Below are 24041 nucleotides of genomic sequence, written 5' to 3'. Positions count from 1 at the left end.
AAATTCAAAAGCCCGAAAATTAGATTTTCGGGCTAAAATGATTTTTTTTATGTGATCGAAGCCTCATAGATTTCTTTGATTGTTTTGCCCAGTACGGCATTAAAATCATCATCAGACTGTCCGGCAGAAAGTCCTTCGGATAATGCTCTTGAAAAACTGGCAATCAATCCGTGGTTTTGAGCGAGTTTTTCATTGGCCTCTTCTCTCGAATATCCGCCAGACAAAGCCACAACACGCACCACATGCGGATTCGATATCAGCTCTTTATAAAAATCATTTACTGTTGGGATAGAAAGTTTCAGCATTACTTTTACCTCTTTGTCTAAAGAATTTAGCTGTTTTAGGATTTCTTGTTTTAGAATTGCTTCAGATTTTTCTTTGTCAGCACTGTAAATATCAATTTCAGGTTCAATAATCGGAATAAGCCCTTTATTAAATATTTGCAAACCCACTCTAAATTGCTGTTCTACAATATCGCGTATCCCATCAGGATTTGCTTCTTTAATTACCGAGCGCATTTTGGTTCCAAAAATATTGCGTTCTACAGCTCTTGTCAGTAAGTCATCTAAATTTGGAATTGGTTTCATCAATTGTACGCCGCTGGCAAGATCAGTAAGTCCTTTATCTACTTTTAAAAACGGAACTATATTTTTTTTCTCCCACAAATAATCAGCAGTCCATTGACCGTCGATTTTACGGTCCATAGTATTTTCAAATAAAATCGCACCGAGAATATAGTCACTTTTAAACGCAGGACTTTTAATAATCCTGGTTCTCATTTCATGTACAAGTGTGTACATTTCTTCATCATTTGAGTAGCTGCTTTCCTGAACGCCATATTGCGATAAAGCTTTTGGTGTACTGCCGCCGCTTTGATCTAATGCCGCGATAAATCCTTTTCCGGAATGCATGCGATTTAATTGGTCTTCATTCACATTTTCCATAATAATGAAATTTTAATTTGTAATAAATACCTGTTAAATTAAGCAATTTTTATCGTATTTCTTGCTTTTGAGGTTTTAGATTTCTCAAAGCCCGATTTTATCATTGACTTTATCGTAAACTTCTTTTACTTTTTTTGGAGGATCAAATCGGTAGCCTACAGAAAATCTTAAAGTAGCAATATTATCATTTAACCGTGGATCGACTTTTTCGTCTTGAGCAAAACCTACGGTATTAAGACTTGCGAAAGCAAAGAAACGATCGTTATTATAAGCCAGCTTTAAATTAAAATCTGCTTGATATAAGGCAGAAGTATCTCCGTCGACATCATTAAGTCCAGCTCCCAAAGCAATTCCAGCACCAATTAAAACGCGGTCGCTGATGACAAAATTATAGAAATAAGAAGGTGCTAAAGTAAACACATAGAAATCGCCAGGAGAAGAATCCGGAGTGTTTAAGTCTAAATTGGTGTAGTAAAAGGAGAAAGTCGGAATAAAACTTCCAGAACTCTTAGTCTGCCATTCGTTTTGACTGACCAACGTTTTAAAAGAGAATTTATCATTGAAAATATAAGATGTCGATCCGCCAATTTTAGTTGTACGCATATTGGGAAGCTGGGCATTTATATTATTGTCGCTGATATAAAATCCTTTTTGATTAATAAAAGTAAACGACTGCATCCATTTTTTATAATAAAAACGGGTGTTGAAATTAAAATTCTTGGAATGAGAATCGCCTTTGTTGCCACCCAAAAATTTAGGAGCGAAACCGAGGCTAACATCAATAATTTTATAATTTAAATTAAAACCAATCTGCTCTCTCCTGTTCGGAATTAGATTGACATATATTTTCGGTTCCTGGCCGTCGGAAGCAATCTGGAAACTATTCGAAGTATCTAAATAATAAATACTGACAGTAATTTTATCATCATAAGATTTAAAATACGGATTATGCAACGAATCGTTTTGAGCAAAACAACCCAAAATGCTGGCAAAAAACGCTATGTAAATCAGTTTTAATTTCATATTTATAATAACAATTACTCGATATATAAAGAGCTCAAGCGGAGCAAAATATTTATAGCTAAAAATAAGTAGTTAAGATAAAAACTCCAGCGGAGCGATATATTATTTTAAATTGACATCATCAAAAAGATATTCATTTTTGAAATCAATATTAAACAATTTTAAAAACGCAATATATTCTTCTCTGAATGTTTTTGTTTTGTGATGCTCTTCTTGATTTTCAATGTATTTAATAACATTGGTCAATTGCGAATGTCCATAAGAAAAAGCACCAAAACCTGTCTGCCATTCAAATTTTCCATTTATCCATCTTTGTTCATTTATGAATTTGGATGAATTTGTTTTTATAACCCTCACTAAATCCGATAATGATACATCTGGTTTTATTCCAACTAAGATATGAATATGATCTGGCATTCCGTTAATTGCAATCAGTTTTTGTTTTTGATTGGCAATAATTCCTGAAATATATTTATAAATTTCATCTTTTTTATTGGAGGAAATTAAATTTTGCCTTCCTTTTACAGCAAATACAATTTGAATATACAGTTGAGAATAGGTGTTTGCCATAATTATAATTATTAATTGGTAAAGCTAATTAATAATTTTATTTTGTAGGATAAATATTTCTTATTGTCAAGATAAAATATGTCGTGTTGCTATATGTTTCGATCTGATGAAGCTTTTTTCGAGGAGGATAAATTATTGCTATAAATATGTCGCTCCGCTGGAGCTTTGTCTGAAAGAGGGTGAATTATTCCTATAAATATGTCGTGCCTTGCTATAAATATGTCGCTCCGCTGGAGCTTTGTCTGAAAGAAGGTGAATTATTCCTATAAATATGTCGTGCCTTGCTGTAAATATTTCGCTCCGCTGGAGCTTTATCGAGGGTGTATGAATTTGTTGCTATAAATATTTCGCTCCTCCAGAGCTTTTCAACCAATATAAATTATCAAACCCTAGTTCCAAAGGAACGAAATATTTATTATAGTTTAATATTTCCCCTTCATTGGATTCTTTTATATCCAAATATAAGTTTAGCAAAAGTCCAGTCCCAGAGGGACGAGATATTTATAGAGAAATTAGAAGGGATATGGTTCAAAAGCTCCAGCGGAGCGAAATAAATTTATTAACAATAAGGTCGCTTTACCATGATACAGATTAATTATTTTTAAAATATTTCCGCTATGTTAGATCTTTTATATCCAAATATAAATTTAGCAAAAGTCCAGTCCCAGAGGGACGAGATATTTATAGAGAGATTACGAGATATTGCTCAAGAGCTCCAGCGGAGCGAAACAAAATTAGGGGTATGAATTTATCTAAAACATTAAACCCAATCAATAGGATTTTCCAATACATTAAGCAATTTTTCTTCCTTGCTTCCTGCTTCTGGATGATGATCATAAACCCACTGCACATGTGGAGGCAAACTCATCAAAATACTTTCAATTCTTCCGTTGGTTTTTAATCCGAATAAAGTTCCTTTATCGTGCACTAGATTAAACTCCACATAACGGCCACGTCGAATTTCCTGCCATGTCCTATTTTCTGGAGTATATTCTAAATTTTTTCTTCTTTCCACAATCGGAACATAAGCTTCAAGGAAACTATTGCCGACTTCGGTTACGAAATTGTACCAATCTTCCATCGACATTTGCTCATTTGCTTTGCAATAATCAAAAAACAAACCGCCAAGTCCGCGGGCTTCATTTCTGTGAGCGTTCCAAAAATAAGAATCGCATTGTTTTTTATATTTTGGATAAAACTCTGGATTGTGTTTGTCGCAGGCTGTTTTACACGTTTGATGAAAGTGTTTTGCATCTTCCTCAAACAAATAATACGGTGTTAAATCCTGTCCGCCACCAAACCATTGTTGAATTACTTTTCCAGACTCATCGTACATTTCGAAATATCTCCAATTGGCGTGGACAGTAGGAACCATAGGGTTTTTCGGGTGAATAACCAAACTTAATCCACAGGCAAAGAAATCTGCTTCGCCAACACCAAACATTTTCTGCATTGTTTCTGGAAGTTTTCCGTGAACGGCTGAAATGTTTACACCGCCTTTTTCGAAAACTCCCGAGCCTTCGGGACCATTTTCAATAACGCGAGTTCTTCCACCGCCGCCTTCTGGACGTTTCCAAAGATCTTCACGGAATTTTGCAGTTCCGTCCACAGCTTCTAATCCAGCGCAGATCTGGTCTTGTAATTGTTGTATGTATGCGTAAAATTTATCTTTCATTGTAATTATTTTTTGGCTTTCGCCGAAGCAATTTTGGTATTTATTCCAAAAGAAAAATCCTTGCTTTCCTGCTGAATATATTGGTAAATGGCTAAAGCCTTATCTTCAAAATTACAATTTTCGACTTTTGAAAAATCAATTAAAAAATCAGCAAATTGTTCCAATTGATTAAAATCTAAATGACAGCGAACGAGTAATGTTATCAATTCTTCATTTTGATAATCAACCAGCGTTTGAATATTTAAGCCAAATTCTTTTAACTGATTTTCAATATCCAATTTTGCGTCATTTGTCAAAGGCTGAGGTACAAAGTCCAGAGCGCGCAATGTTTTCAGGACATTGTCAATTCTTATACTTTCTTCGTCTCTTAAACCTTTGTTTAGCATATTTTTCTAAAATTATCTTTTGCTGATTGTTGTTTTTTGGAAAGTCATAATAGGTTTTCTTTGAAAATTGGAGTTTTCTTTTTGTCCTATTTTTTTAATAGTTCGATAAATAAAATATAAGACCGGAAGAGAATAATATATAAACCCCATACAAATTGGCACATAAGGCTTTTCTATAAATAATCCGCTAGATTTAACGGTTTGAAAATAATGAGACTTTTCTAAAAACTCTCCTGTCAAACCAAACGGTGGAATTATGGCATTTCCTATGCAAACAGCCAAAATTAAGAAAAAATAGAAAACTGCTTTTAGAGCAGATTTTCCCATTTGTAATGCTCTTACTTCTGGAGAAACATTTGAAAAGGCAAATCGCATCCTGTTTAAAACCGTCAACAAATAAATATACAAAATATTGGTATTTACTACAGATTCATTAAAACCAAAAGCAAACAATCCATACAATGGAAAAAATACAAAGAGAGACCATTTTTTGGGCATTACTGCCATGAAAACTCCCGAATGCACCATTATAAACTCAAAAGCCATTAAAATTGCCAAATCATTGATCAGACTCACAGGATGTTGTTCAGGATGCGTCCAAACCATGAAAAACACATAAGCATAATAGGCTTGAAATCCATATTCTACAAATGAAAACGGCGAATTTCTATTAAAGTTTATATTGGCAAACATAGATTTAGGTTTAAGTTCTCAGTCACAGTTTTCAGTCGCAGTCAAGCTGAATACTTCGACTGAAAACCGAACACTAATTTCCGTATTCCTTCACCGCGTCTATAAACGCTTTTGCGTGGTCTACAGGGATATTTGGTAAAATTCCGTGACCTAAATTTACAATATATTTGTCTTTTCCAAACTCGTCGATCATTTCGTGAACCATTTTTTTGATGGTTGGAATTGGAGAAAGTAATCTTGACGGATCAAAATTTCCTTGTAAAGTAATGTTTCCGCCAGACAAATAACGAGCGTTTCTAGCCGAACAAGTCCAGTCTACTCCAAGTGCAGAAGCCTTACTTTTACCCATTTCGCCAAGCGCAAACCAGCATCCTTTTCCGAAAACAATAACCGGTGTAATTTCAGCTAAAGCATCAACGATCTGGTTGATATATTTCCATGAAAACTCTTGATAATCAACAGGAGAAAGCATTCCTCCCCAAGAATCAAAAATCTGAACAGCATTAACTCCCGATTTTACTTTTTCTTTTAAGTATAAAATTGTTGTGTCTGTAATTTTTTGCAATAATGTATGCGCTGCAACTGGATTTGAAAAACAAAAACCTTTTGCAGTATCAAAGCTTTTAGAGCCTTTTCCTTCAACAGCATAACAGAAAATTGTCCAAGGCGAACCAGCGAAACCAATTAAAGGCACTTCGTCGTTCAGCATTTCTTTGGTCAATTTAACAGCATCAAAAACGTAACCCAAAGTTTCATTTACATCAGGAACAATAACTTGATTTACCTGTTCCATTGTACGGATTGGATTTGGAATAATTGGTCCTAAATTGTCTTTTAATTCTACGTGAATTCCCATTGCACGAGGAACAACTAAAATATCCGAAAACAAAATCGCTGCGTCTGGAGCAATTCTGCGAATTGGCTGTACTGTAATTTCGGCCGCAAGTTCTGGAGTTTCACATCTTGTGAAAAAATCATATTTATCACGTAAAGCTCTAAATTCAGGTAAATATCTTCCTGCCTGGCGCATCATCCATACTGGCGGACGTTGAACTGTTTCTCCTTTTAATGCTTTTAAAAATAGGTCGTTTTTTAACATTTTTTTTCTTGCTTTAGGCTTTAAGCTTTAGGCTTTAAGCGGTGTTTGTCTATCTTTTTGCTTAAAGCATAAAGCTTAAAGCGTATTGCCAAATTATTTTTGCTTAAGGCTTACTGCCTAAAGCTTATAGCTTTAATTTATTTAAATTCGTGAATTACGTCTTCGATTACATCTTCAATTGTTGACTGATCTGCAACGATGATATTCTTTGTTGTTTTTGACAAAGCTTCTGCCGTTGTATCGCCAATGCAGAAACAGATTTCTTTTTTAATTGTATTCTCTTTCAAATAACTTTCAACGCCAGACGGACTAAAAAATAAGATTGCATCAACAGCTGTCTTTATTTTTTGTGGCTGTAAAGAGGTGTCGTAAACCTGAATTTCGTTGAGTTGTATGCCAGCTTCTTTTAAGGCATTTGGCAAAGTATCTCTTCTAAGGTTACCGCTGAAAAAAGTATAACTTTCATTTCTGTAAATTAAAGTGATAATTTCGGCCAAATCAGATGCGTAACCTGTGTAAGCCACAACATTAAAACCATTATCGCTTAAAAGCGATTTGGTTTTAAGGCCAACGCAATACACATTTTTTTTCTTTAACTGCTCTGAGTCGGGATGAGATAAAACGCTGTGAACAGCATTCTGACTCGTGAAAATAAGACTTTCGTTGAGGTTTTTAAATTCGAAAGGCTTGTTTTCAGTTTTAATGAAATCGGCTTCGATTAGATCAAAGCCGCCTTTTTTCAACTCTTCTTTTTGAAGAGGAGATAATATTTTAGTAGATAATATCTGAATTGATTTCGCCATTACTTTTTCAGGGATTCTTTAATCTTTTGCATTAATTCCGTTCCGCCATTATTCAAAATCTCCTGTGCCGAATGAAAACCTAATTTTTTCCATTCTGAAATATCGACTGTTTTATTGATTTCTAATTTTTGTTTTCCGTCAATAGAAAGTAAAACACCTTGAAAATGCAAAGTATCTTCATCTTCATTGTAAGTTACCAAAGCTCCAATTGGAGCAGTACAACCGCCTTCGAGTGTTCTTAAAAACTGACGTTCGATATAAGTGCAGATTTCAGTTTCGATATGATTTAACTGCGAAAGTGCATCAAGGGTATAATTGTCGTTTTCCATTGCTACAACAAGCATTGCTCCTTGTGCCGGCGCGGGAATCATCCAATCTAAATTTATGTAATTTTCAGGTTTTAAGTTAATGCGCTCCAAACCTGCAGCGGCAAAAACAGCTCCATCCCAATCATTATCCTGAAGTTTCTGCATACGGGTATTCACGTTTCCGCGTAAATCAACTACATTATGGTTCGGGTATTTATTAAACCATTGTGCCTGGCGTCGTAAACTTCCTGTTGCAATCGTGCTTGGTTTATCTCCAAAATCAGCATTTCCTTTATGAACCAAAATGTCTAAAACATTAGCTCTTTCTAAAACAGCCGCTTGAACAATTCCTTTTGGTAAAGCCGTTGGAACATCTTTCATAGAATGCACCGCAATATCTATATTGCCATTAATCATGGCAATGTCCAGCGTTTTTGTAAAAATTCCAGTTATACCCAGTTCATAAAGCGGTTTGTCCAGAATAATATCGCCTTGAGATTTTACAGCAACAATTGAGGTTTTATAACCCAAATCGTTTAATTTCTTTTCGACAGTATGTGCCTGCCAAAGTGCTAATTCGCTGTCACGAGTTCCAATTCTGATTGTTTTTTCAGCCATTTTGTTGAATTTCACCATATAAGTTATTTAAGAAATTTAAGCAGTTATGGTTGAAAAAATTAACCGTTTGCTATTATATGAACTTATATAACTTATCTGGTTTAAAATTTTATTTAAGATGCTTTTATTTTGAAGACTTTTTCGATCCATTCGATGCTTTCATCAACCATAGTATCGTCGTCTTTTAAATGATTTGCGAAATGAGTAGTGATTTTTTGAATGATTCTGTTGCTGATAATTTCAGCTTGCGCTTCATTAAAATCAGCGATTTTTTTACTTTGGAAATCCAATTCAGAAGCTTTGATCGCGTTCAATTTGTCTTTTAAAGCATTGATGGTCGGCGCAAATTTTCGGCCTTTCATCCAAACCACAAATTCTTCTTTGATTTCTTCAATAATCGCTTCAGCAGCAGGAATGTGTAATTTTCTGTTTTCCAATGTTTCATCTGTCAATTGCGACAAATAATCCATGTGAATTAAAGTTACGCCTTCTAATTCTTCCACGTTTTCGTTAACGTTTTTCGGAATAGACAAATCTAGAATTAATAGCGGTTTTTTAAGATTTAAAATCGCTTTGTCAACTGTTGGGTTTTGAGCACCAGTTGCTACAACAACAACGTCTGCCTTTTGAAGTTCTAAATGTAATTCAGAATAATCTTTAACAATCAAATTAAGTTTTCCAGCCAATTTCTCAGCTTTGTCTTTAGTTCGGTTGATTAAAGTGATATGCTCGTTTTTAGTGTGTTTTACTAAATTCTCGCAAGTATTTCTTCCAATTTTTCCTGTTCCGAAAAGTAAAATATTTTTGTTGCTGATGTCTTCAACATTTTTAAGAATGTATTGAACAGATGCAAAAGAAACAGAAGTTGCGCCAGAGCTAATTTCGGTTTCAGTTTTAATTCTTTTACTTGCCTGAATCACCGCGTTAACCAATCTTTCCATAAAAGCATTGGCTAAGCCCATTGATTTTGAATGGATAAAAGAAGTTTTGATTTGAGATATAATTTCAAAATCACCTAAGATCTGACTGTCTAAACCAGTTCCTACGCGAAATAAATGATTGATTGCTTCTTGATTTTTATAAACGAAACCAACTTTTTGAAAAGCGTCAACAGAACCATTGCTGTTGTCGCAGATCAATTTGATTAATTGAAATGGATGTTCTGCAAAACCATAAATTTCGGTTCTGTTGCAGGTTGAAGTGACAATTAAACTTTCTATTCCTTCAGTTTTAGCTTGTTCCAGCAAACGCGTTTTCGCCACTGCGTCCAAACTAAATTGACCTCTGACCTCAGCATCAGCTTTTTTATAACTCAGACCAACTGAGTAAAAATAAAGGTGTTTCGGTACGTTATTGTTTTCCATAAATTCACTTTCATAAAAGTGCAACAAAATTATTACTATACTATTGATAAAAGTAACGCTGAAAGTACTTTTTGTATCGCTGCATGTTTTTTTGATTCTAAACATCTGTTTTTATGCAAAAAGCAGTACTTTTGTAGCAAAATCAAGTCGTTTGAAACGATTTGTTTAGAGTCATTCTAAATAACATTTTGACGGAGGTTTGATTTTAGTCCAAAAAAAATATCGCTATGAGTTCTCAAGAAGTTATAAAAATTGAAGACGACTTTACGCTGATTCGTTTTCAAAACGATGGTTCTGAGCCTTTTTATGCACAGCACGAAATAGGTACCGGCCTGATACAGTTTCACTTCGGGATAAAAGGCAATGCCAAATTTTTATTCAATCAAGGCAATTATGCTTTAGAATTGAAAGAAGAAAAATCGCTGCTTTTGTATAATCCGCAGAAAGAATTACCGCTTAATTTAGAATTGGCACCAAACTCTTGGGTGATTTCTGTAATTGTTTCCATCAAAAAATTTCACGCGTTGTTTTCTGCAGAAGCCGATTATATTACTTTTTTAAGTCCTGATAATAAAGACAAAAAGTATTATAACGAAGGAAATATTAGTCCGTCGATGGCAATTGTTTTGAGTCAGTTGTTTCATTACAATCTTCATCCATCCATAAAAAACCTTTATTATAAAGGAAAAGGATATGAATTATTGAGTTTGTATTTTAACAGAACCGAAGATCCAAACGCAGAACAATGTCCGTTTTTAATTGATGAAGATAACGTTCTGAAAATTCGAAGAGCCAAAGAAATCATCATTGCGAATATGGCCGAACCGCCAGGATTGCAAGAATTGGCAGATGAAATTGGTTTGAATTTGAAGAAACTCAAAATGGGTTTCAAACAAATTTACGGCGACACGGTTTACGGTTTCCTTTTCGATTACAAAATGGACTTCGCTCGAAAACTTTTAGACAGCGGTTCTTATAATGTAAACGAAGTGGGGTTGAAAATTGGCTACAGCACCGGAAGTCACTTTATAGCAGCATTCAAGAAAAAGTTTGCCACAACTCCAAAAAAATATTTGATGTCGATTAATGCGAATGTTTAAGCATGCTGTAAGGGCAGAGATCTAAAATCAAACGTTCCTACGGAACGTTATACTGTTTGGACATTTAAAAGTTACCAACGAAATGTTCCAACGGAACATAAAAATGATAAATCTTTGGTGAAAATGTTCCGATAGGAACATCTCATTGGTAGAAAAAAAATTAAATGTTTTTTGCGTTCCATAGGAACGATTGATTTAAGAGAATCAATTTTATAAATAAGAACATAATTAAAAAGTAATAATTATCATATTTCTAAAAAGCAGCAAGTTCTACTTTTGACGAAATTTTAAAAACAAATAAAATGCTTAAAGCCTAAAGCTTAAAGCCTAAAGCAAAAAAACAATAATGAAAGGCGTATTATTAGTAAACTTAGGATCTCCAGAAAGTCCAACACCAAAAGATGTAAAACCATATTTAGACGAATTTTTAATGGATAAATACGTGATCGACGTTCCGTATTTATTAAGAGCATTATTGGTTCGCGGAATTATTTTAAGAAAAAGACCGGAAGAATCAGCACACGCTTACGCGAAAATTTGGTGGGATGAAGGTTCTCCATTAGTAGTTCTTTCTGAAAGAATGCAGAAAAAAGTACAGCCTTTGGTAAATGTTCCAGTTGCGCTAGCAATGCGTTATGGAAGCATGACAATTGAAAAAGGACTTCAGGAATTGCATGATAAAGGTGTAGCTGAAGTAATGCTTTTTCCTTTATATCCGCAATATGCAATGGCTTCGACTTTGACTATTTTAGTAAAAGCAGAAGAAATCCGTAAAAAGAAATTTCCAAACATGAAATTTACGGATGTTCCAGCATTTTACAACAAACCAGATTACATCAAGAATTTGGCAGATTCAATTCAGAAACATTTAGTTGGTTTTGATTACGATCATTTATTGTTCTCTTACCATGGAATTCCAGAACGCCATATTCGCAAAACTGATGTAACCAAATCGCATTGTAAAATCGACGGTTCTTGTTGTAACACACCTTCCGCTGCGCATGATTTTTGCTACCGCCACCAATGTTATGAAACAACAAAACAAGTTGTAAAATTATTAGGACTTCCAGAAGATAAATACAGTTTAACTTTTCAATCGCGTTTGGCGGGCGACAAATGGTTAGAGCCTTACACGGATGTTGAAATCGATAATATGCCTGCAAAAGGAATCAAGAAATTGGCGGTTGTCACACCAGCTTTCGTTTCAGACTGTTTAGAAACTCTTGAGGAAATCGCGATGCGTGCCAAAGAAGATTTTGAAGCCAAAGGAGGAGAAGAATTCTTGGCAATTCCATGTTTGAATGATGATGATGAATGGTGCCAGACAGTTTCTAATTGGATTAATGATTGGGCTAAATAAGAATTAAAGACATATGAATAAATTAAAATATTTTTCGATTTTATTTTTCTCTCTAGCAATTCTTGTTGGATGCAAAAAAAGAGACACTTTTGAAAACAATACTTTTTCTGATAAAACATTCAACTGGCAGATTACTATTCCAGACGATTATGAAAAAGTAAATCAAAAAGAAAATGGAGAAATTAAAGGAGATACAACTTTAATCAATAAAGAATATTCTATTGTTGCTTTTAAAAGAAACAAGGCCAATTATTTTGCAGCAAACTACGAAAATTATTCAGGCGATGTTCGCTCAACTGATCTAAAGATGAGATTAAAAGATTTTCTTTTTTTGAAAAATATTGGTCAAGTTTATCCGCAAGGTCAAATGGGAGATTACAAAGTAACTTCTGAGAACATTTCGGGTTTAGAATTTAGAAAAGCTAAGATTTCAATAACTGAAAAAGGAAAAACTCTTGCAACAGCAGTTATTTTTTCAAGGACTTTTAATGGCAAAATCTTTATCGCTTCAATAGTATATGAAGATGAAGATTACGGTAAAGAAATGATTGATCTTTTTAAAAAATCTACATTTAAGGAATAAATGGAATATTATAACTATTTAAAATCACTGCATCTTATATTTGTAATCACTTGGTTTGCAGGTTTGTTTTATATCGTTCGTTTGTTTGTTTATCAAATTGAAGCAAATGAAAAGCCATCTCCAGAAAAAGAAATTTTACAGGCGCAATACAAAATTATGGCCTACCGTTTGTGGTACATTATTACATGGCCGTCGGCGGTTTTGGCGAGTATTTTTGCTTTTTGGATGCTGTTTTTTACAGATGCAGGTCATGTATGGATGAAAATGCCATGGATGCACGTAAAATTATGCTTCGTTTTCCTTTTATATTTATATCACGGAAAATGCCATCAAATTTTTAAACAATTACAAAACGATGAGGTAAAATATACCAACAACTTCATGCGTTTGTGGAATGAAGGCGCAACCATTATTTTATTTGCCGTTGTTTTTTTAGTAGTTTTAAAAAGTGCCATCAATTGGATTTTCGGCGTAATCGGAATTATTTTATTCTCGGTCTTAATAATGCTGGGATTTCGATTTTATAAACGAATTAGAGAAAAGAAATAATGGTAAATTGTGAATTGTTAATGGTAAATTAAATGCAGACCGAATAATTCATAATTTACAATTCACAATTTATAATTAAAAAACATGCAGAACTTCAAAATGTCAATGCTTTCCCTTCGTACCAGGATTTTCCTGTCGATGATTGTATTGATTGTTGTAGCATCTTTTTTATTGGCTTCGATTTCGATTATTCAGTTTAAAACTGAAGCTAAAGAATATCATCAGGAACGTTTAGAACGAAAAGAAAATGCTGTAAAAGAACATATCAATTATGTTCTGTCTACTACAACTTATCCGCTTAAAACCCAAAATCTCGATTTAATTTTCAAAGATAAAATCCACGAATTAGCGCAGATTCATAAAATCGAAATCAACATTTACAGTCTTGACGGGAAACTTCTAAAATCTTCAAAAGAATCTTTTGCTGTTGATAAAATTGCACCGCCAATTCCCGAATATATTCTGAAATTAGTTCGTTCTTCTATTGAAAAGCGTTTTGTGGATATTAAAACCATTGACGGAGTTAAAAACAGATCATCCTACAGTTTAATAAAAGACGAAAAATTTAAACCACTCGGAATTTTAAACCTTCCCTATTTAGAAGACGACGGCTATTACGATAATGAGCTGAATACCTTTTTAATCCGCTTAAGCCAGGTTTATTCTTTTATGCTGATTGTGGCTTTTGCATTGGCGTATTTCCTTTCGACCTACATCACAAAATCGCTAAAAACCATTTCCGACAGATTGGAAGAAACCAATTTAGATCAGAAAAATGAAAAAATTGTATTAGAAGCGAATAGTAAAGAGGTCAACTTCTTGATTAAAGCGTATAACGGAATGGTCGACAAACTCGAAACAAGTGCGATCAAACTTGCCCAAAGTGAACGTGAAGAAGCTTGGCGTGAAATGGCAAAACAAGTCGCGCATGAAATCAAGAATCCGCTTACGCCGATGCGTTTAACGGTTCAGAGTTTTCAAAGAAAATTTGATCCAAATGATCCTGATGTGAAGCAGAAGATGAACGATTACTCAGAAACCTTAATTCAGCAGATTGATACGATGACGGCGGTGGCTTCGGCATTTTCGAACTTTGCTTCGATGCCGGCGCAGCAAAACGAAACGTTGAATGTTGTTGAGGTTGTCGAATTAGCTCTCGATATTTTTAATGAAGATTATATTGTTTTTGAAAAAGACGAAGAAGAAATTATTTCAAAAATGGACCGTACGCAGTTGATCCGTGTGATTACCAATTTGGTTAAAAACGCAACGCAGGCCATTCCCGAAAGTCAGTTTCAAAAATCGATTGTAGTTACAGTAAAAAGGCGAAATAATAATGTTGAGATTGCTGTAAAAGACAACGGAATCGGAATCCAGAAACAAGATATCGGCCGAATCTTCGAGCCAAAATTTACGACCAAAACCAGTGGTATGGGACTTGGACTCGGAATTATCAAAAACATTATCGAAAATTACAAAGGAACAATTACCTTTGAGTCAACTTACGGAAAAGGAACCACATTTAGGGTTTCTTTGCCCATTACTAACTCTTAAACTTACCGTCATGGACTACGAAAATATCTTAATTTCTATCGAAGAAAAAATAGCAACGATCACAATTAACAGACCAACAAAACTGAATGCTTTAAACAAAGCGACCATTAGTGATTTGAGCAAGGCAGTTAAATTATTAAGTAAAAATGACGATGTTCGTGTAATTGTCTTAACTGGAAGCGGTGAAAAAGCCTTTGTAGCCGGAGCCGATATTTCTGAATTTGCTAATTATACCATTGTCGAAGGCGCGCAATTAGCAGCTGAAGGTCAGGAATCTTTATTTGATTTTATTGAAAATCTAAAGAAACCAGTTATTGCAGCCGTTAACGGTTTTGCTTTAGGCGGTGGATTAGAACTGGCAATGGCTTGTCATTTTAGAGTGGCTTCAGACAATGCAAAAATGGGATTACCAGAAGTAACTTTAGGATTAATTCCAGGTTATGGAGGAACGCAGCGTTTACCTCAATTAGTGGGTAAAGGACGTGCAATGGAAATGATCATGACTGCTGCTATGATTTCTGCAGAAGAAGCCAAACAATACGGTTTAGTAAATCATGTTGTGCCTCAGGCAGAACTATTATCATTTACAAATGTAATTGCTCATAAAATCATTAAAAATGCTCCGTTTGCAATTAGTAAAGCGATAAAAGCCATCAATGCCAACTTTGAAGACGGTAAAAACGGATTTGATACTGAAATTAAATCGTTCGGAAAATGTTTCGGAACTCAGGATTTTAAAGAAGGAACAACAGCTTTCTTAGAAAAACGTAAAGCTGAATTTACAGGAAAATAGTTTTTTACCGCAAAGTTCGCTAAGATTTACGCAAAGGTTCGCAAAGCTTTGTTTAAATTTTTTTCTTTGTGCTCTTTGCGTAAATCTTAGCGAACTTTGCGGTTAAATTTTAAACACATTACAATGTCGTATGAACCTATATTCGCTCTATTCTGTGAGCGTGTTAAAGAAAGTATTCAAGCTGGAACTTTCGCAAAATTGACTTTGGCCAAAACAATAGGCGATACCGAACTTAAAAATATCTATTTTCGTTTGGTTTTAAATGAAGATAATACCTTTTCAATTTCATTGACTTCTCGTTATAAAACTGAAGAAGTTGAGAGCATTCATACTTTAGAGGAAGCTTTATTGGTTTTAAGCTCTTATATCAAAAAACCGTTTCTAACTGCACTTTTGTTTACAACTGACAACGACGTTACTTTCAAAGTAAACAAAAAGAATGCAGGAAGTATTATTGAACAGCCGCCAACATTTAAAAATGCATCGCCGGTGATGCTCGAAATGATTGAAAAGGGGATTGTTTAAATACTATTTTCTTTAAGAGTTAATACTGATATTAAAGAAGAACATGTTTTTTGTGGAATCATAAAAGAGTTTTAGTTTCTAGAGTTTTATTCTACAATTTCACTCTCAATTTTTTGCTTATTCTGTTGTTTTAAATTTTCAAGTTGACATTCAATATCAAATATATCATTATTGATTTTTTGAAAATGCATATAACAACCTGCGGGGATTGCGATCAAAAAAATTACAAAAAACATCAAAACAGAATCCTGGTAATCCATTCTGTCAACTAGCATGCCTTTTCTCATAGGGATATATGGACCAACAAAAGGTGTAATAATTCCAACGATGATTAATCGCCAAATTTTCCATTTTTCTTTAGGAAGCTTTTTTAATTGATCTTCAAGCTCTTTTTCTTTGTTCTCTGAATTTATCTTAAATTCATTCATATTTTATGTGTGATTTTTTTATTTCTTCACCCAATTAAACCAGCTTCACAAACAAATTAGAAGCAATTTTATTTGAAATAGATAATTCTCTGCCGTCAACATTAATTTTTACCGATAAATCGAATGATTCTTTAGACAGAAATTCAATTTTAGAGCCCAAAGCAATTTCTTGTTTATCCAGATATTTCAGGAATTCGGAAGAAGTATCTTTTACACCCACACAAACACCGATCTGATTTTCTGATAATTCAGAAAGTAAATGTTTCTCAATTTTAATAATTCGGCCGTTTGCGTCTGGAATTGGATCTCCATGTGGATCTTCTGTAGGATTTCCCAAAAAGTCATCTAAACGGTTAATTAACTGCTCAGATTTGATGTGTTCTAACTGTTCCGCAATGTCGTGAACCTCATCCCAGCTGAAGTTTAGTTTTTCAACTAAAAATACTTCCCATAAACGATGTTTTCTCACAATCATCTTAGCGGCAAGTTTCCCGTTTTCAGTTAGAGAAACACCTTGGTATTTTTTATAATTGACTAAATCTTTATCAGCCAGTTTTTTAAGCATATCCGTAACCGACGAAGCTTTGGTTTCCATTATTTCTGCAATGGCATTTGTGCTCACTTCAGTTTCCAAAGCAGCGGTTAGGTGATAGATAGATTTAAGGTAATTTTCTTCTGAAAAGGTCATTCTTCTTTAGGTTCTAAGGTCCTAAGATGCTGAGATTCTAAGTTTTCTTTTGAGGCTTTAGTAAAAAACCTTAGTATCTTAGAACCTTAGCATCTTAGCCACTTCATTTAACAATCAACAAAGGTATTGAAATTTTATGTCTCAATTTATCTACCGTTGTGCCAAAAAGAATATCTTTTAATCCAGTGTGGCCGTGGGTTCCCATAACTAAGATATCAAAGTTTCCTTCGTTTATAATTTTCGGAATTACTTTGTTTGGTTTTCCAAAACCAAGTTCAGTTTTAATCTTGAAACCTTTCTGCGAAAGCATTTCTTGATATTCTAGTAATAATTTCTCATCAATTGTTGTCTCATGATCGTGAACGTGAACGCCGTACATTAATGCGCCAACTGTTTCTACAATGTGAATGAGGGTATATTCGGTGTCAATGCCGCCCAATTCGAAGGCTTTGTTTAATGCGGCTTCATCTGCATGAGAAAAATCTACAGAAACAGCTATGTGTTTAATATTTTGACTTTCTCTTGGAGAAAAATGCAGTTTGAGATTATGAGGAGAATGATTTACTGTTTTGTTTTTTGCTTTGGCAATAAAAGGCTTGAAAATGATATATAATAATAAAGCTGAAAACGCGAATGCTAATGGAACGACAGTAAGCCAAAGAATAATTGGATGATTTGAACTTGCAAGCCACGACGTGATTTCGTCATAAACCAATTTTGCGTTTAAAGACACAATTATAGCTGCAATAATCCAAGAAACCACCTGAGTAAGTTTGGATATATGAAAACCATTCATTTTTGATTTGTCACTCACAAAATGGATTAACGGAATAATTGCAAATCCTAATTGCAGACTTAGAATAACCTGACTTAAAATTAATAGTTTTCCAGTTACGCTTTCGCCATAAATTAGAATCACGATTACAGCAGGAATAATAGCAATTAAACGGGTAATAATACGACGAACCCACGGTTGAATTCTGAAATGCAGATAACCTTCCATTACAATTTGCCCGGCAAGAGTTCCTGTTACTGTAGAACTTTGTCCTGCAGCAATAAGTGCAACTGCAAATAAAATTGGGGCCCATTTGGTTCCAAGCAAAGGTTCAAGAAATTGATGCGCATCTTGAATTTCGGCAACTTCAAACATTCCGTTTCTATGAAAAGTTGCGGCAGCTAGAATCAAGATTGCGGCATTTACAAAAAAGGCAAGGTTTAAAGCGATCGTAGAATCTATTAAATTGTATTTCAAAGCCTGTTTGATTCCTGCAGGAGTTCGATCAAACTTTCTGGTTTGTACCAAAGAAGAGTGCAGATACAGATTGTGCGGCATTACAGTAGCTCCAATTATCCCGATGGCAATATATAAAGCAGCCGAATTTGGAATTGAAGGAATAAGACCCTGCAATACTTTACCCATTTCTGGTTCTGCAAAAATCATTTCGAAAATAAAAGAAAATCCAATTATCGCTACCAAAGCTATAATAAAGGCTTCCATTTTGCGAATTCCTTTATTGATCAGGAAAAGTAGTAAAAAGGTGTCTAGAACGGTAATTAAAACTGCTTCTAGTAACGGAATTCCGAAAAGAAGATTAATTCCGATTGCCATTCCGAGAACCTCTGCCAAATCGCAGGCAGCAATAGCAATTTCGGCCAGAAAATATAAAATGTAGTTGATGTATTTGGAATAAGTTTCTCTCGAAGCCTGAGCCAAATCGCGTTGCGTTACAATGCCCAGACGCGCACTTAAACTTTGCAAAAGCAAAGCCATTAAGTTACTCATTAATAAAACCCATACCAAAGTATAACCAAACTGGCTTCCGCCGGCAATGTCTGTAGCCCAGTTTCCCGGATCCATATAACCAACGCTCACTAAATAGGCTGGGCCCAAAAAAGCTAATATTTTCCTGAAACCAGTTTTTTTATGTTGTGTAGCAACCGATTCGTTTACTTCTTCTAAAGATTTAGTCATTGTAAAAGTATTGTTTTCACAAATATATAGAAAAATTACATTCGCGAAACAATATTTTTAGACGAGTCTAAATGTTAAATGTTAGAATTTAAACATTTTGGACATAATCCTGATAAGGTGAAATTGATCTCGTTGACTTTATAATTATGCGGCATTATATAACTCGGCTTCACATTCTCCAAACAAGTTATTTCGTGACAATTCTCACAGCTAAAATGAGCATGATTATGAATGTGTACACGCTGGTGTGAATGATTGCATTTCGCATATTTTACAGTTCCGTCGAGATTCGAAATTTTATGAACAATATCATCGTTTACCAAGCGGTCTAAAATCCTATAAATAGTAACTCGATCACACACATCATTCAATTGTTTTTGAATTTCAGCATGCGATAATGCCGTTTTTGATTTCTCAAAAACCTCTAATACAGCTGATTTTGCTGTGGTATTACGTGTAGTTTTCATTTTGTAATGAATTAAAAATTAAACGCAACAATGTTGCAATTGAATTAAAATTGTATATTTGCAACAAAATTGCATTAAGCAAAATTACAAGAAATGAAGAAAACTACCTCACCCTTTTACGATATTTTAGGAATTTCAAGTGCGACTATCTGCCTGGTTCATTGTTTGATTTTTCCTCTTCTAACAATTTTGCCATTAGGCTTAAGTCATAATCCTTTTATCGATTTATTATTTGCTTCGATCGGTTTATTTGCAATTCTCAAAATTACGAAAAAATCAAGTCTTTTAGTTTCGTCAATTTTGATTGTTTCTATGAGCTTAATTTGGATTAGTATTTTGATTGAACTCTTTTTAGAAATTCATCTGGATCTCATTTATTTTGGAGGAATCGGTATGATTATCGGGCATTTGATTAATTATAAATTACACAGAAAACAAAATCATTAAAATTATAATTATGGAACAGAAGACTTTTGACGTGATTATCATTGGCGGAAGCTACAGCGGCTTATCTGCTGCCATGAGCTTAGGACGTTCCCTTCGCCAGGTTTTAGTAATTGACAGCGGTCTGCCTTGTAACAGACAAACGCCTCATTCGCATAATTTTATTACACAAGACGGGGAGAAGCCCGCAGTTATTTCGGCGAAAGCCAAATTACAAGTTGAACTTTATAAAACAGTTCATTTTTATAATGGCCTTGCGACAAAAGCAATCAAAAATGAAGCTGGTTTTGAAATCTCAACAGAATCAGGTGAAATTTTCACATCCAGAAAAGTTTTATTCGCAACTGGTGTTAAAGATTTAATTCCAAAGATTAATGATTTTGCAGAGTGCTGGGGAATTTCCGTTTTGCATTGTCCATATTGTCATGGCTACGAAGTGAAGAATGAAAAAACAGCCATAATTGCAAACGGTGAAATAGCATTTGATTTTGCAAAATTGATTTCGAATTGGACCAAAGATTTGAGATTATGTACCAATGGAAAATCGACTCTGACTTTCGAACAAACTCAAATATTACAGCAGCACAATGTTCAGATTTTCGAGCAAGATATAGATTCCTTCGAACATAGAAATGGATATATCCAGAACATCATCTTCAAAAATCAGGGAAAAGTTGCCGTAAAAGCCATTTATGCAAGACCGCCTTTTGAACAGCATTGTCATTTGCCTAAAGATTTAGGTTGTGAGATAAACGAACAAGGATTATTAAAAGTTGATGGTATGCAAAAAACAAATATTCCAGGCGTTTATGCGAGCGGTGATTGCACTACTCAAATGCGCTCTGTTGCAATTGCAGTTTCTACAGGATCTTTTGCAGGAGCAGTGATTAATAAGGATCTTATTGATGAGGATTTTTAATTAAACCCGACAGGTTTTCAAAACCTGTCGGGTTTGCTTGACTTTTTGAATAGCCCTAGCTTCAGCTAGGGGAAGAAGATTGGATTGAAAGGGCTTTAGCCGAATTTAGGTTTGGCTAAGCCCTTTTATTTCGCTCATGCTTTCATCCATCTAAAGCTGGACGCTATTCAATCTTTAAATTCATATTTCTATGTGTTTAAATAAATCTAACATATTGAATTAAATCAGTTTAAAAATTTATTCATTAGAATAATTATTTGTCAAATTTAATTTTTAGTTTTGTCTAAATTTAATTTTATAACCATGAAATATTTATTTTTGGCAATATTAATAATTTCAACTAAAAACCTTTATTCACAAAATATATCGGGAAAAGTAACTACAGATGTTCCTACGATTCAGGAAATTAATGTTATGCTTTTACATACAAATTTTAAAACGCAGACAGATTCACTGGGCTTTTACAAATTAGAGAATGTTCCGAATGGTTCTTATAAAATTGCAGTAACCTCGAGTGGATTTAAAACTATAACTCAAAAGATTTCTATAATTGAAAATCAAAACTTAAATCTTGATTTCGAATTAAATGAAGACCAAAACGAATTAAATGAAGTTGTTGTTTCGGGAACTTTAAAAGCTGTAAAACGATTAGAAAGTGCCGTTCCCGTTGAGGTTTATTCCCCTACTTTCTTCAAAAAAAATCCAACGGCGAGTATTTACGATGCGCTTCAAAATATAAATGGCGTTCGGCCACAGCTGAATTGCGGGGTTTGTAATACAGGCGACATTCATATCAATGGCCTTGAAGGTCCGTATACTTTGGTTCTGATTGACGGAATGCCAATTGTGAGCAGTCTCTCGACGGTTTACGGTTTATCTGGAATTCCGAATTCTTTGGTAGAAAGAATCGAAATCGTAAAAGGTCCCGCTTCTTCTCTTTACGGAAGTGAAGCGGTTGGAGGTTTGATCAACATTATCACTAAAAACCCAACAAATGCACCTGTATTTTCTGCGGATTATTTTACAACTTCTTATTTTGAAAGCAATCTTGATTTGGGAATGAAATTTAATCCGACGAAAAAATCAACAACACTTTTGGGAATCAATTACTTTAATTACGATCAGGTTATTGATAAAGACAACGACAATTTTACCGATGTGACACTTTCTGAAAGAATTTCGATTTTTAATAAATGGAGTTTTCAGCGAAATCATAATCGCCTTTTTACGATTGCTGCCCGAGGAATGTACGAAGACCGCTGGGGAGGAGATGTGCGTTGGGAGAAAAAATACCGCGGTGGCGATGAAATTTACGGAGAAAGTATTTATACCAAAAGAGCCGAATTAATTGGAACGTATCAATTACCATTTGAAGAAAAATTGATGCTTTCGTTCTCTGGAAATGTTCATTACCAAGACAGCCGTTACGGAACGACATCTTATATAGCCAATCAAAAAATCGGATTTCTGCAATTAACTTGGGATAAAAAAATCGGTCGAAATGATTTCCTTGTCGGAATTGCGAATCGATATTCTTATTATGACGACAATACAACCGCAACAAAAGAAGCTGAAAGTACTTGGCTTCCAGGGATTTTTGTTCAGGACGAAATTACATTTTCGCCTAAAAGTCAGGTTTTGCTTGGCGCGCGTTACGATTATAACTCGATTCACGGTTCGATTTTTACGCCGAGAGTGGCTTATCGTTTCAAAGCAAATGAAAATACGATTTTCAGGTTAAACGCTGGAACTGGATTTCGGGTTGTGAATTTATTTACTGAAGATCACGCTGCGCTGACAGGTTCGCGAGATGTTGTGATACAAAATGATTTAAAGCCAGAGAAATCGGTAAACGTAAATCTGAATTATATTCAGAAAATCAATTTCGGAAATGGAACTTTTATGGGAATTGAAACGACAGCTTTTTATACAAGATTCAGCAATAAAATTATTTCAGATTACGAAACAGATCCGAATAAAATTATTTATGACAATATTGATGGTTATGCGATAAGTCAGGGAATCAGCACGAATATCGACTTAAATTTTACAAACGGATTAAAGTTTATTCTTGGAGCAACAGTTTTAGATAATAAAAATGTTCAAGATGGAATTTCAGAACGACCTTTTCTAACCGAAAAATTTACGGGAACCTGGAGTGTTTCATACAAAATACAGCCTTGGAATTTACTGTTGGATTATACTGGAAATGTTTACAGTCCAATGAAATTGCCATTGTTGAACGAATACGATCCAAGAAATCCGAATTCACCTTGGTACAGCATTCAAAATATTCAATTTACGTATACAGGATGGAAAGATTTTGAAGTTTATGGCGGAATCAAAAATTTGCTGAACTTTACTCCAAAACAGAATAATCCGTTTTTGATTTCGAGAACAAATGATCCTTTTGATAAAAATGTACAATACGATTCAGCTGGAAAAGTAATGGTTACGCCAGATAATCCATTTGGATTGACGTTTGATACGACTTATGTTTATGGACAAAACCAGACTATTCGTGGGTTTATTGGATTACGATATAATTTGAGGTAAATTTATGAGGCCAAAGATTAAAATGATTATAAGGATTTTTCTTTTGCCACGAATTTCACGAATTTCCGCTAATTTTTAGATGAAGATTTACTATTCAATTCGTGCTAATTCGTGAAATTCGTGGCAAAAACTGAAAACACAAATGAAAAAGCTATTTCTCTTAATTTTCTGCATCGGAATAACTTCAACAGGATTCTGCCAACTAAAGAGCAGGACTTTTGAAGAAGTAGATAGTTTGCAGCAAATTCAAAAAAGAAAAATCATCGTTTTCATTCATACCGATTGGTGCCAGTTTTGCCAGAGAATGAAAGCAACGACTTTCAAAAATCAAGAAATCATTCAAAAACTAAACTCAGATTTTTATTTTATTGATTTGAATGCTGCCGAAAAACGAGATATTACTTTTAATAATCACACTTTTAAATACAAACCTTCCGGAAATAATGTTGGCGTTCATGAACTGGCTTTACAACTCGGAACAATGAACAATCAAATTGTATATCCGGTTTTGTGTGTTTTGAATGAAAAAAATGAAATCATTGCGCAGTACAACAACTATTTAAGTCCAAAAGATTTTAAAATTCTTTTAGAAAAACTGAAAGAATAAAATTTCTTATTTT

The 24041-nt window shown here is 34.2% G+C and carries 25 protein-coding genes; 11 read left to right on the top strand and 14 right to left on the bottom strand.

From position 1 onward, the window contains the following. Window positions 1-47: 47 nt before the first annotated feature. The 10 genes from QMG60_RS04205 to hemA form a co-directional block, all read right to left on the bottom strand. Window positions 48-935, bottom strand: coding sequence for a fructose bisphosphate aldolase (locus QMG60_RS04205; protein ID WP_281867926.1), 888 nt, complete (start codon window positions 933-935; stop codon window positions 48-50). Window positions 936-1028: 93 nt separating this feature from the next. Continuing rightward, on the bottom strand, window positions 1029-1967 hold the full coding sequence (locus tag QMG60_RS04200; RefSeq protein WP_281866976.1) for a DUF4421 family protein: 939 nt from the start codon (window positions 1965-1967) through the stop codon (window positions 1029-1031). Window positions 1968-2069: 102 nt separating this feature from the next. Continuing rightward, window positions 2070-2537, bottom strand: coding sequence for an IS200/IS605 family transposase (gene tnpA / locus QMG60_RS04195; RefSeq protein ID WP_057115409.1), 468 nt, complete (start codon window positions 2535-2537; stop codon window positions 2070-2072). Window positions 2538-3297: 760 nt separating this feature from the next. Then, window positions 3298-4212, bottom strand: coding sequence for an oxygen-dependent coproporphyrinogen oxidase (gene hemF / locus QMG60_RS04190; protein ID WP_281866975.1), 915 nt, complete (start codon window positions 4210-4212; stop codon window positions 3298-3300). A gap of 5 nt (window positions 4213-4217) precedes the next feature. Beyond that, a complete protein-coding gene (locus QMG60_RS04185) occupies window positions 4218-4598 on the bottom strand; it encodes a hypothetical protein (RefSeq protein WP_281866974.1) in 381 nt (126 codons plus the stop codon). A 12-nt stretch (window positions 4599-4610) separates the two neighbouring features. After that, a complete protein-coding gene (locus QMG60_RS04180) occupies window positions 4611-5291 on the bottom strand; it encodes a hypothetical protein (RefSeq protein WP_281866973.1) in 681 nt (226 codons plus the stop codon). A gap of 73 nt (window positions 5292-5364) precedes the next feature. Continuing rightward, a complete protein-coding gene (hemE, locus tag QMG60_RS04175) occupies window positions 5365-6390 on the bottom strand; it encodes a uroporphyrinogen decarboxylase (protein ID WP_281866972.1) in 1026 nt (341 codons plus the stop codon). A 137-nt stretch (window positions 6391-6527) separates the two neighbouring features. Continuing rightward, window positions 6528-7193, bottom strand: coding sequence for a uroporphyrinogen-III synthase (locus QMG60_RS04170; RefSeq protein WP_281866971.1), 666 nt, complete (start codon window positions 7191-7193; stop codon window positions 6528-6530). Next, the gene (gene hemC, locus QMG60_RS04165; protein ID WP_281867925.1) at window positions 7193-8119 is read right to left on the bottom strand and encodes a hydroxymethylbilane synthase; all 927 of its coding nucleotides are present in this window, start codon (window positions 8117-8119) and stop codon (window positions 7193-7195) included. Before hemC ends, QMG60_RS04170 begins: the two co-directional genes overlap by 1 nt. A 113-nt stretch (window positions 8120-8232) precedes the next feature. After that, window positions 8233-9483 carry a glutamyl-tRNA reductase gene (gene hemA / locus QMG60_RS04160; RefSeq protein WP_057115974.1) on the bottom strand — a complete coding sequence of 417 codons (1251 nt, stop codon included), beginning with the start codon at window positions 9481-9483 and terminating at the stop codon, window positions 8233-8235. 227 nt (window positions 9484-9710) lie between these two features. Between hemA and QMG60_RS04155 the strand changes: the two genes are divergently transcribed. The 7 genes from QMG60_RS04155 to QMG60_RS04125 all read left to right on the top strand — a co-directional run bounded on the left by QMG60_RS04155 (window position 9711) and on the right by QMG60_RS04125 (window position 15947). Continuing rightward, the gene (locus QMG60_RS04155; protein ID WP_057115402.1) at window positions 9711-10583 is read left to right on the top strand and encodes an AraC family transcriptional regulator; all 873 of its coding nucleotides are present in this window, start codon (window positions 9711-9713) and stop codon (window positions 10581-10583) included. Window positions 10584-10929: 346 nt separating this feature from the next. After that, a complete protein-coding gene (gene hemH, locus QMG60_RS04150; RefSeq protein WP_281866970.1) occupies window positions 10930-11943 on the top strand; it encodes a ferrochelatase in 1014 nt (337 codons plus the stop codon). Between the two features lie 13 nt (window positions 11944-11956). Continuing rightward, window positions 11957-12526 carry a hypothetical protein gene (locus tag QMG60_RS04145; protein ID WP_281866969.1) on the top strand — a complete coding sequence of 190 codons (570 nt, stop codon included), beginning with the start codon at window positions 11957-11959 and terminating at the stop codon, window positions 12524-12526. Continuing rightward, window positions 12527-13075 (top strand): CopD family protein, encoded by a 549-nt coding sequence (locus tag QMG60_RS04140; RefSeq protein WP_057115399.1) that lies wholly within the window; start codon window positions 12527-12529, stop codon window positions 13073-13075. 138 nt (window positions 13076-13213) lie between these two features. After that, complete coding sequence (locus tag QMG60_RS04135; protein WP_134139637.1) at window positions 13214-14629, top strand: ATP-binding protein; 1416 nt, start codon at window positions 13214-13216, stop codon at window positions 14627-14629. 10 nt (window positions 14630-14639) lie between these two features. After that, window positions 14640-15422 carry an enoyl-CoA hydratase-related protein gene (locus tag QMG60_RS04130; protein WP_057115397.1) on the top strand — a complete coding sequence of 261 codons (783 nt, stop codon included), beginning with the start codon at window positions 14640-14642 and terminating at the stop codon, window positions 15420-15422. A 123-nt stretch (window positions 15423-15545) separates the two neighbouring features. Beyond that, window positions 15546-15947 carry a hypothetical protein gene (locus QMG60_RS04125; RefSeq protein WP_281866968.1) on the top strand — a complete coding sequence of 134 codons (402 nt, stop codon included), beginning with the start codon at window positions 15546-15548 and terminating at the stop codon, window positions 15945-15947. Between the two features lie 86 nt (window positions 15948-16033). Here the strand turns inward: QMG60_RS04125 and QMG60_RS04120 are convergent, their stop codons facing one another. From QMG60_RS04120 to QMG60_RS04105, 4 genes are all read right to left on the bottom strand, one after another. Next, the gene (locus QMG60_RS04120; protein ID WP_281866967.1) at window positions 16034-16375 is read right to left on the bottom strand and encodes a hypothetical protein; all 342 of its coding nucleotides are present in this window, start codon (window positions 16373-16375) and stop codon (window positions 16034-16036) included. 34 nt (window positions 16376-16409) lie between these two features. Then, the gene (locus QMG60_RS04115) at window positions 16410-17063 is read right to left on the bottom strand and encodes a metal-dependent transcriptional regulator (RefSeq protein WP_057115394.1); all 654 of its coding nucleotides are present in this window, start codon (window positions 17061-17063) and stop codon (window positions 16410-16412) included. Window positions 17064-17166: 103 nt separating this feature from the next. Next, window positions 17167-19035: an Nramp family divalent metal transporter gene (locus tag QMG60_RS04110; RefSeq protein WP_281866966.1), complete on the bottom strand. Its 1869-nt coding sequence runs from the start codon at window positions 19033-19035 to the stop codon at window positions 17167-17169. A gap of 74 nt (window positions 19036-19109) precedes the next feature. After that, window positions 19110-19502, bottom strand: coding sequence for a transcriptional repressor (locus tag QMG60_RS04105; protein WP_134138732.1), 393 nt, complete (start codon window positions 19500-19502; stop codon window positions 19110-19112). A 93-nt stretch (window positions 19503-19595) separates the two neighbouring features. Here QMG60_RS04105 and QMG60_RS04100 point away from each other — a divergent pair, with 93 nt between their 5' ends. From QMG60_RS04100 to QMG60_RS04085, 4 genes are all read left to right on the top strand, one after another. Then, complete coding sequence (locus QMG60_RS04100; RefSeq protein ID WP_281866965.1) at window positions 19596-19949, top strand: MerC domain-containing protein; 354 nt, start codon at window positions 19596-19598, stop codon at window positions 19947-19949. Between the two features lie 10 nt (window positions 19950-19959). Next, window positions 19960-20865 (top strand): NAD(P)/FAD-dependent oxidoreductase, encoded by a 906-nt coding sequence (locus QMG60_RS04095; RefSeq protein WP_281866964.1) that lies wholly within the window; start codon window positions 19960-19962, stop codon window positions 20863-20865. A gap of 303 nt (window positions 20866-21168) precedes the next feature. Continuing rightward, window positions 21169-23421: a TonB-dependent receptor gene (locus QMG60_RS04090; protein ID WP_281866963.1), complete on the top strand. Its 2253-nt coding sequence runs from the start codon at window positions 21169-21171 to the stop codon at window positions 23419-23421. 142 nt (window positions 23422-23563) lie between these two features. Beyond that, complete coding sequence (locus QMG60_RS04085) at window positions 23564-24028, top strand: thioredoxin family protein (RefSeq protein WP_281866962.1); 465 nt, start codon at window positions 23564-23566, stop codon at window positions 24026-24028. Window positions 24029-24041: the final 13 nt, after the last annotated feature.

The sequence above is a fragment of the Flavobacterium sp. GSB-24 genome (genome assembly GCF_027924665.1).
In the GTDB taxonomy this organism is placed as follows: Bacteria; Bacteroidota; Bacteroidia; order Flavobacteriales; family Flavobacteriaceae; genus Flavobacterium.
The sequence above is the reverse complement of the archived record's forward strand: the minus strand, read 5'-3'. Positions and strand labels throughout refer to the sequence as shown.

Excerpts from the sequence above, each read along its gene's own strand:
- QMG60_RS04200 (WP_281866976.1), bottom strand. The coding sequence starts at position 1,967 with ATGAAATTAAAACTGATTTACATAGCGTTTTTTGCCAGCATTTTGGGT.
- tnpA (WP_057115409.1), bottom strand. The coding sequence starts at position 2,537 with ATGGCAAACACCTATTCTCAACTGTATATTCAAATTGTATTTGCTGTA.
- hemF (WP_281866975.1), bottom strand. The coding sequence starts at position 4,212 with ATGAAAGATAAATTTTACGCATACATACAACAATTACAAGACCAGATC.
- QMG60_RS04185 (WP_281866974.1), bottom strand. The coding sequence starts at position 4,598 with ATGCTAAACAAAGGTTTAAGAGACGAAGAAAGTATAAGAATTGACAAT.
- QMG60_RS04180 (WP_281866973.1), bottom strand. The coding sequence starts at position 5,291 with ATGTTTGCCAATATAAACTTTAATAGAAATTCGCCGTTTTCATTTGTA.
- hemE (WP_281866972.1), bottom strand. The coding sequence starts at position 6,390 with ATGTTAAAAAACGACCTATTTTTAAAAGCATTAAAAGGAGAAACAGTT.
- QMG60_RS04170 (WP_281866971.1), bottom strand. The coding sequence starts at position 7,193 with ATGGCGAAATCAATTCAGATATTATCTACTAAAATATTATCTCCTCTT.
- hemC (WP_281867925.1), bottom strand. The coding sequence starts at position 8,119 with ATGGCTGAAAAAACAATCAGAATTGGAACTCGTGACAGCGAATTAGCA.
- hemA (WP_057115974.1), bottom strand. The coding sequence starts at position 9,483 with ATGGAAAACAATAACGTACCGAAACACCTTTATTTTTACTCAGTTGGT.
- QMG60_RS04155 (WP_057115402.1), top strand. The coding sequence starts at position 9,711 with ATGAGTTCTCAAGAAGTTATAAAAATTGAAGACGACTTTACGCTGATT.
- hemH (WP_281866970.1), top strand. The coding sequence starts at position 10,930 with ATGAAAGGCGTATTATTAGTAAACTTAGGATCTCCAGAAAGTCCAACA.
- QMG60_RS04145 (WP_281866969.1), top strand. The coding sequence starts at position 11,957 with ATGAATAAATTAAAATATTTTTCGATTTTATTTTTCTCTCTAGCAATT.
- QMG60_RS04140 (WP_057115399.1), top strand. The coding sequence starts at position 12,527 with ATGGAATATTATAACTATTTAAAATCACTGCATCTTATATTTGTAATC.
- QMG60_RS04135 (WP_134139637.1), top strand. The coding sequence starts at position 13,214 with ATGATTGTATTGATTGTTGTAGCATCTTTTTTATTGGCTTCGATTTCG.
- QMG60_RS04130 (WP_057115397.1), top strand. The coding sequence starts at position 14,640 with ATGGACTACGAAAATATCTTAATTTCTATCGAAGAAAAAATAGCAACG.
- QMG60_RS04125 (WP_281866968.1), top strand. The coding sequence starts at position 15,546 with ATGTCGTATGAACCTATATTCGCTCTATTCTGTGAGCGTGTTAAAGAA.
- QMG60_RS04120 (WP_281866967.1), bottom strand. The coding sequence starts at position 16,375 with ATGAATGAATTTAAGATAAATTCAGAGAACAAAGAAAAAGAGCTTGAA.
- QMG60_RS04115 (WP_057115394.1), bottom strand. The coding sequence starts at position 17,063 with ATGACCTTTTCAGAAGAAAATTACCTTAAATCTATCTATCACCTAACC.
- QMG60_RS04110 (WP_281866966.1), bottom strand. The coding sequence starts at position 19,035 with ATGACTAAATCTTTAGAAGAAGTAAACGAATCGGTTGCTACACAACAT.
- QMG60_RS04105 (WP_134138732.1), bottom strand. The coding sequence starts at position 19,502 with ATGAAAACTACACGTAATACCACAGCAAAATCAGCTGTATTAGAGGTT.
- QMG60_RS04100 (WP_281866965.1), top strand. The coding sequence starts at position 19,596 with ATGAAGAAAACTACCTCACCCTTTTACGATATTTTAGGAATTTCAAGT.
- QMG60_RS04095 (WP_281866964.1), top strand. The coding sequence starts at position 19,960 with ATGGAACAGAAGACTTTTGACGTGATTATCATTGGCGGAAGCTACAGC.
- QMG60_RS04090 (WP_281866963.1), top strand. The coding sequence starts at position 21,169 with ATGAAATATTTATTTTTGGCAATATTAATAATTTCAACTAAAAACCTT.
- QMG60_RS04085 (WP_281866962.1), top strand. The coding sequence starts at position 23,564 with ATGAAAAAGCTATTTCTCTTAATTTTCTGCATCGGAATAACTTCAACA.